This is a genomic window from Massilia sp. DJPM01 (genome assembly GCF_030348125.1).
Classification (GTDB): Bacteria; Pseudomonadota; Gammaproteobacteria; order Burkholderiales; family Burkholderiaceae_D; genus Telluria_A; species Telluria_A frigida.
The window spans coordinates 1-6458 of the sequence record NZ_JAQOZV010000111.1 but is presented as its reverse complement, the minus strand read 5'-3'; the positions used below and the strand labels follow the sequence as shown (position 1 = coordinate 6458).

General features: G+C 54.1%; 8 protein-coding genes. 1 reads left to right on the top strand and 7 read right to left on the bottom strand.

Features of this window, described 5'->3' with window-relative positions; translation table 11 throughout:
* The 6 genes from PO883_RS33455 to PO883_RS33430 form a co-directional block, all read right to left on the bottom strand.
* Positions 1 to 1586: PAS domain S-box protein (locus tag PO883_RS33455; protein ID WP_289313635.1), on the bottom strand; the 1586-nt coding region annotated here is incomplete at its 3' end.
* A 22-nt stretch (positions 1587 to 1608) separates the two neighbouring features.
* A complete protein-coding gene (locus PO883_RS33450) occupies positions 1609 to 2223 on the bottom strand; it encodes a hypothetical protein (protein ID WP_289313634.1) in 615 nt (204 codons plus the stop codon).
* Positions 2210 to 2635: an antitoxin VbhA family protein gene (locus tag PO883_RS33445; RefSeq protein ID WP_289313633.1), complete on the bottom strand. Its 426-nt coding sequence runs from the start codon at positions 2633 to 2635 to the stop codon at positions 2210 to 2212. Before PO883_RS33445 ends, PO883_RS33450 begins: the two co-directional genes overlap by 14 nt.
* On the bottom strand, positions 2632 to 3228 hold the full coding sequence (locus PO883_RS33440; RefSeq protein ID WP_289313632.1) for a replication/maintenance protein RepL: 597 nt from the start codon (positions 3226 to 3228) through the stop codon (positions 2632 to 2634). Before PO883_RS33440 ends, PO883_RS33445 begins: the two co-directional genes overlap by 4 nt.
* A gap of 814 nt (positions 3229 to 4042) precedes the next feature.
* On the bottom strand, positions 4043 to 4288 hold the full coding sequence (locus tag PO883_RS33435; RefSeq protein WP_289313631.1) for a hypothetical protein: 246 nt from the start codon (positions 4286 to 4288) through the stop codon (positions 4043 to 4045).
* Between the two features lie 121 nt (positions 4289 to 4409).
* A complete protein-coding gene (locus tag PO883_RS33430; protein WP_289313630.1) occupies positions 4410 to 4703 on the bottom strand; it encodes a mobilization protein in 294 nt (97 codons plus the stop codon).
* Positions 4704 to 5046: 343 nt separating this feature from the next.
* On the opposite strand from PO883_RS33430, the gene mobQ reads away from it, so the two are divergent.
* Entirely contained in the window at positions 5047 to 6093 is a 1047-nt protein-coding gene (gene mobQ / locus PO883_RS33425; RefSeq protein WP_289313629.1) for a MobQ family relaxase, read from the top strand.
* A 10-nt stretch (positions 6094 to 6103) separates the two neighbouring features.
* On the opposite strand, the gene PO883_RS33420 is transcribed toward mobQ, so the two are convergent.
* A partial coding sequence (locus PO883_RS33420; protein ID WP_289313628.1) for a diguanylate cyclase domain-containing protein occupies positions 6104 to 6458 on the bottom strand: 355 nt, incomplete at its 5' end.

Sequence of the window (6458 nt, the reverse complement as noted above, 5' to 3'; positions counted from 1 at the left end):
TCGTTAATAGTCTTGAAATGGTCAATGTCCAGGTAGATTAAGGCCATCAGCTTCTTGTCACGCTGCGTTCTTGCCATTGCGTTTGTAAGGCGATCATTGAACAATCTTCGGTTGGGAAGCTCAGTCAGTTGATCTATCTGCGCCATCTGCAACATCCCTTCTTCCATCCGTTTGCGGTCCGTGATGTCATGCAAAAACGCGCAGAATTCAATGTCGCCGGTGGCTTTTTTGATCATCCTAACAGTTAGTTCAACAGGGAACTCGTTACCGTTTTTACGCAAAGCGATAACTTGAATACGATTGTTGATAATGGAATCTGTTCGCGACGCGCCGAAGTGCTTCATGCCTGCTACATGTGCATCACGGTATCGTGGGGGAATAATTAGCATCTCCAATTGTTGGCCAATGGCTTCCTGGCGTGTCCACCCAAATGTAGCTTCGGCTTGAAGATTCCAGTCGAGGATTTGTCCATCTCCTGTAGTCGCCAAGAAAGCGTCATGGGCACCTTCAATAATCGTCCTAGTGTGGCGCTCGTTGGTTTCAATCACTGATAATGCTGTACTGAGTTCACCAAGCAATTTTTCCTTGGAGTTAAACGCAGCTTGATGTGAGATAGCAGAGCCAGTTAGGCCAGCCATCAGTTGTAGTGTCTGCATGTCGGCACCACTAAAGGCATGGGGATCAGATGACATAGCCTTGAGCACTCCAATCACCTTTCCTTCATGGAAAAGTGGGGCAACAACCATCGAACGGATACCAATACGTAAGCAGTCAGCGCGGTCTACGCGGTCATCGGTTTCGCTGTCAACGCAGTGCAAAACTTCCTGCGATTTAACGCATAAGCCGGAGATGCTGCTTCCGCGATTCAGTCGTAGGCCAACATATGCACGAACCACTCCAGAAGCGGCCCGATACACCATTTCATCGCCTTCAACTAGCTCTACAACTGAGCCACTTGCACCTGTTAGCGCGTCCATTCGATAGATAACAAGCTGAAAAAAGGCTTCAAGATCAAGCTTGGCCTCCGTCAGCTGACATTGTGTTGTGATGATCTCATTGAGGCGAATAGCATCTCGTTGCTGTGTTTGAGCAAGTAACTTCCGCTGTTCGATCTCAATGAGTAGGCTTTTATTAACCGCAGCGAGTTCTGCCGTTCGTTCGACCACCTTTTTTTCTATGTTAACAACGGCCTGTTTTTGGTCTTCGATGTCAGTACAAGTCCCAAACCATTTGATGATTTTTCCGTCCAGGTCTCGTACTGGTAAGGCTCGCCCAAGATGCCAGCGATAGGTTCCATCAGAGGCCCGTTTAAAACGATATTCGACCTCATAAGGCACGCCCCTGGTGTAAGCATCGGTCCATACCTCGACGCAATTTTGAAGGTCGTCAGGGTGCAGGACTGGCTCCCACCCCCACCCTAATGTCTGCTCAATAGACATCCCCGTGTATTCGATCCAGTGTTGATTGTAGTAATCCAGCCCTCCGTCTGGGTTTGCGGTCCATACGATTTGGGGGACTGCATTAGCCAAAGCCATTGAGTGTTGATCGTAAAGATTGATAGACGCCACCGGCATGTTTGTGCTCATTGAAAAGTCTCTTTGCGAAAATTTAGTAGCCGAGGGGTATAACAAAGCGTGTTTTGTTGTCTTCGCTTACCCATGCCCCTTGGTAGTCGGTTTGACCAAATGCATCACCCTGCTTGGCGGTGATCCGCACACACAACCGGTTTGCCGGGCCACAGGTGGACAGCTTGATCCGCCCGCCGCGCTTGGCTAGATCCGCGATGTTGGCCTCCAGTTCGGCTTTCTCCAGGCGCAGCGCTGCTTTCTCCACGCGTAGGTCTGCGATTTGGCTCTGCGTGAAGTAGCCGATCGCGTAGTTGGTGAGCACCGCGGCCGCGCCCACCAGGATGAACACCACGGCAAACTGCCAAGTGAGCCAGGCGCCGGCGGTGAGTACCTTGCCGGCGGCGACATTTAGCGCATCTGTGGCCGCGTCAAAGGCAGTTTGAGCCGTTTTAGGTGCTTGCCCCAGGGTTTCTGTCACCGCCTTGGATGCGGCGTCTCCTGCGGCCTTCTGGAGGCTTTTGGAGGTGTTTTGTAGTGCCTCGATGGTCGCGCTTAGCTGCGTACGTTCTTGCGCAAGGCCGGTGATCGCGTCAGTGGCCGCTTCCTGCTGCTTGAGCGCAGTACCGTACAGTGCCATCAGGTCATCGGCATCCATCACGCCTCCCCTTTATGGAGCAGTCCAACACGCCCTTTAAAACGTCATCAAGTTGGATTTCACCGTCGATGAATAGCTGCATTTGATACCGTACTTCGTCCGATGGGACAAAGGCCGATAGCCCTAAGTTTACCAAGGCAAAATCAACAGCATCTTGGCGGCGCTGACGCTCGGGGGAATCTGGAACAGCCATTGCCGTGTCCCTGGAATTAAGCCAGGCGTATGCCTCATCTTCGGCGTCGAAGTGGGCGAGCTGCAAAGCGTCAGCTTCATTCTCGGTGAATTCGGATGGCGGGAACACGCCGCCGCCGACCTCGACGTCGCCCTCCAGGAGGCGCAGCCGCCAGCCCCCGCCCAGCTCGACCGGGCGCGGAAGAATTTCATAGCTGTAGTTCACGGTGTGGTTTGTCATGCTGCCGCCTCGTCACGCGCTCTTTCCGCATCGGTTTTGCCTTCCAACAGGTCTATTGTGTTCGGGTCGCGGTTCCGCTTTGCCCGTTGAATCACTGTCGTGAAAGCCACTCGGTCACCGTTGAAAATAAAGTTGGGGTTGATGAAGTACCAGCCTTGACGCATCGTCTTGGCGATGATCTGTGCTTTGACCAGCTCGGCCAGTCCTCGTAGGAAGGTAGCGATGCTTAGACGAATCGGAGGTTCTTTGTCCTTGTGCGCCTCGGTAAACTCCTCTAGGACAATTGCATCGAGCGGCACTTCATCCTTGGATAGAGCCTTGTTCTGCACTGACCAAAGCAGCACAGTGAATGCCTTGATTCCGGGAGCCTTGAGGTCAAAGGTCAACGCGATATTGGCAGTGAAAAGCTTAACAAATTGCTCCCCATCGACGGCCTTGTAGGTCGTTACGTGGGTGCCCAGTACCTCCCCCGTGGCCTGATTGATCATTACGTTGTCATCGCGCCCAAGCTTGGATAAGCGGACTTGCCTACCCTTAACCGGGATAATCATGCCCTCCAAAAAAGGGTTCAATTTGTATCGACCTTCACTCATTTCAACCCCTTATTTTGATAGACCGGTTTCAATTATAGATAATCGGTCGATCAAAAACAAGGCTTATTCTGATAGACCGACTTCGCACGTCTGATAGACCGACTCACCTATTCTGAAAATGACACCCTTCAACCACGGGGGTTACTTCAACGCCCCTTCTTAGTTCTTAATCGGGGGCTCCGGGAGGGTATTTTTAGACTGCGCTTCGCGCACAAGGAATACTGAACGGCGCGACTCGGCGGCTAGCGGTTGGATTCGCAGACCTTCGGCGGGATACGCCCTGCCCTACGGGCACACCTACCGGTGCGGGGGCTACCGCCTCACCCCGGCAAACCGGGGCTTCGGGCACCTGCTCACCGTGAGCGCCAGCCGAAACCCCGCGCCCTCTCGGGACGCGGCAGCAGGCTCGATCCGGTATGCATGAGCTTCAGAAACCCGTTTAATAGGGCGGTGGAGTGACCGATTTTTCGACATGTCGAAATTTACGGGTCTGGTGTCTCAGGAAAAAATCTCTCAATCGTGGCGGTCGGGGTAACGGCCAGCAATCACGCGGCTGCTGTGGTCAGAGTGTGTGCAAGCTGTGGGCAGGGCGTGTGCAACGCGTAGCGTTGTGCATCCCCTGTCCATGGCTTGTGCACGCGGCCCGGAGGGCTGTCCACAGCTAGAGCTTTCGCACATGACGAAATAGGTTTCGTAGTGCATGGTCGCTTTTTGCTGGGATGACGCAGCCTGGTGCGTAGTCGCCGTGACAATATCGCGAAGATTACGCACCAGGCTGCGTAGTGGCGTTGACGACAGCGGTAAAAGCTACCGCTCAGTCGAGGTCCCAGGCATCAATCGTCAAAATCTGGCCTGGTGGGCATGTGGCGAATTTATCGAGGTGCATTGTGATGTTGCCTGACCAGCCATTGGGCATCACGTAGTCATCCCCAATAATCTCCATATCGTGATGCTTAGGCGGGCCGTCTTTGATCAATGGCAGCACGTCTTTAGCGAAGGCGACGTACCGAGTCGGATAGCCGCCTTTTGTGAGCTGGGTGGCCTTACCCAGTTCCGTCATCTTATCGAGCCGTCTAGTCCACTTAAGCTCGATTCCCAGCTCGCTATCACACCAGCTTTTTTATCAGGATTTGCGTCTCGATCCTCTGGTGTTTCCTGCGCGATGACGATCCACCAGCCGATCATGATGCGGGTTTTCCGACTGCGGCCAGGTCGAACAATGCGCGGTCGTCGTCCCTGGTGAGTTGTTGGCCCATCATTTCAAGCATTTTGTCTTTGGGCCACTCACCGCGCTCGACCTTGGCAAGAATGGCGGCACCAACCAGAATTTTGCGTCGGGTATCGGCGGCACGTTTTTGTTTGTTCTCAGTTGCTTTGGCCCGTGCTTCCACTTTTTGTTTCAGCGCCTTGGCCTGTTTAAGTTTTTCTTCTAAGTCTTTAACTCGCTGTTGTGCTTTTTCGATGTTAGCTGTCATTTGGCGCTTTCTTGGTTTTAGTGGTTGGCTTTTTCTGTGGTCGCTCTCTCGCCCGTGTCACAAATTTTGGTAGCTCTAATATTCCCTGGTCTCTTTCGGAGAGGAATTTGACCTTTACTGGCAGAGCTGGCTTTTCTAGTGGTTTTTTTGCCATGATAATCGCTTCTGCTTTTGGTGGTCGATAACGCCTATTTTAGCGGCGTAATTTCAGCCCGTAAAGCCAGCTATAATGGTGGTGGCGACAGGACCCGGCAAAGAGCGAAGGCGAAGAGCAAGGGCGCACTTAGGAGTTGACTGCGTCAACTCGTGCGTTCTCTGCGCGACAAAGACAAAAACGATACCCATGGCAATCTACCACCTCAGCGTAAAAGCGATATCGCGGTCAGCCGGTCGAAGTTCGACCGCCGCCGCCGCATATCGCGCTGGGTGTGAGATTTCCGATAAACGTACGGGCGAGATACACGATTACACCCGTAAGGGTGGCATCGCGTCTACGGACCTTGTTTTGCCCGATGATGCGCCCGAATGGGCTGCTGATCGGTCTGCACTGTGGAACGCTGCCGAAGCTGCGGAGCGTCGCAAGGATGCATGCGTCGCCCGCGAGTTTGAAGTGGCTCTGCCCGATGAGCTTTCACCGGACGAGCGGCGACGGCTGGCGGTGGACTTCGCTAAGGAGATGGCTAACGCCGAAGGCTGCGCCGTCGATGTGTCGATCCACGCACCAGGTAAGGAAGGCGATAGTCGGAACCATCACGCCCATATCCTCCGCACCACCCGCAAGGTGGGACCGGAGGGATTAACCGACAAGCTCGACACTGAGAAGGCAGGGCGCAACCGCGCCGCTGACCTCGATGCAGTCCGTACCAGATGGGCCGTCCTGACAAATGAGCGCCTACGGGAAAACGGAATCGACGCGCGAGTCGATCATCGCAGCTTGAAGGACCAGGGCATCGACCGGATACCGACAAGTCACTTGGGTATCTTCGTCACCAGCATGGAACGGCATGGCGTTAGAACCGAAGTGGGGAAGCGCATCGAGGAACAGGTAGTTACCCGGTTGCTTGAGGCCCGCGCCCAGGGCATTCAGGAACGCGAGCTGGCCCAGGTTAATCGAAGCATCATCGACCTATCGGGCGACCTAGCCGCCGCTAAGCGGGAATGCAACGCTGTGGAGGTGCTCAGCAAGGGGGCCGCTGACTTCCATGCAAAGTTCATGGCCGACCGGGCGGCGAAGGCCGAAGCGGATCGCCGCGCCGAGCTGGTGCGCCAGGCTGTGGAATTCGCCCAGGGCGAAGTCAGGCGCAAGGCCGAACTGGAGAGGGCTACCCAGGAGCGGCAGCGCGAGGGACGGTTAGGGCCAAAGAAGGATGGGCCGGAATTTAGCCGCTGACTTTAGCGTGCTAAATTTTAGGTGCCCAGAAACCCTGATCACGACCAGCTTGCTTTGCTTTGTAGAGCGCTTTATCGGCGAAGGATATCAGTTCCTCGGAGGACCAATTTTCTCCCACATAAAACGCGCCTCCGAGACTGGTCGTGATGTTCAAAACGTGCTCTTTAATTGCAATCGGACGACGCACGTTTTCCATAATTTTGTCGATGATGATTTTAGAATCGGCCGGTTCGTTCAGTTGCTCTAGGATCATCACAAATTCGTCGCCGCCAAGTCGCGCAACTGTGTCAACCATACGCACGCTTGTCTTCAACCTAGAAGCAAATTCTCTCAAAAGATCATCACCAACGCCATGCCCGAGCTTA

Coding starts and splice junctions, on each gene's coding strand:
- PO883_RS33450 (WP_289313634.1), bottom strand. CDS start 2,223: ATGGATGCCGATGACCTGATGGCACTGTACGGTACTGCGCTCAAGCAG.
- PO883_RS33445 (WP_289313633.1), bottom strand. CDS start 2,635: ATGACAAACCACACCGTGAACTACAGCTATGAAATTCTTCCGCGCCCG.
- PO883_RS33440 (WP_289313632.1), bottom strand. CDS start 3,228: ATGAGTGAAGGTCGATACAAATTGAACCCTTTTTTGGAGGGCATGATT.
- PO883_RS33435 (WP_289313631.1), bottom strand. CDS start 4,288: ATGACGGAACTGGGTAAGGCCACCCAGCTCACAAAAGGCGGCTATCCG.
- PO883_RS33430 (WP_289313630.1), bottom strand. CDS start 4,703: ATGACAGCTAACATCGAAAAAGCACAACAGCGAGTTAAAGACTTAGAA.
- mobQ (WP_289313629.1), top strand. CDS start 5,047: ATGGCAATCTACCACCTCAGCGTAAAAGCGATATCGCGGTCAGCCGGT.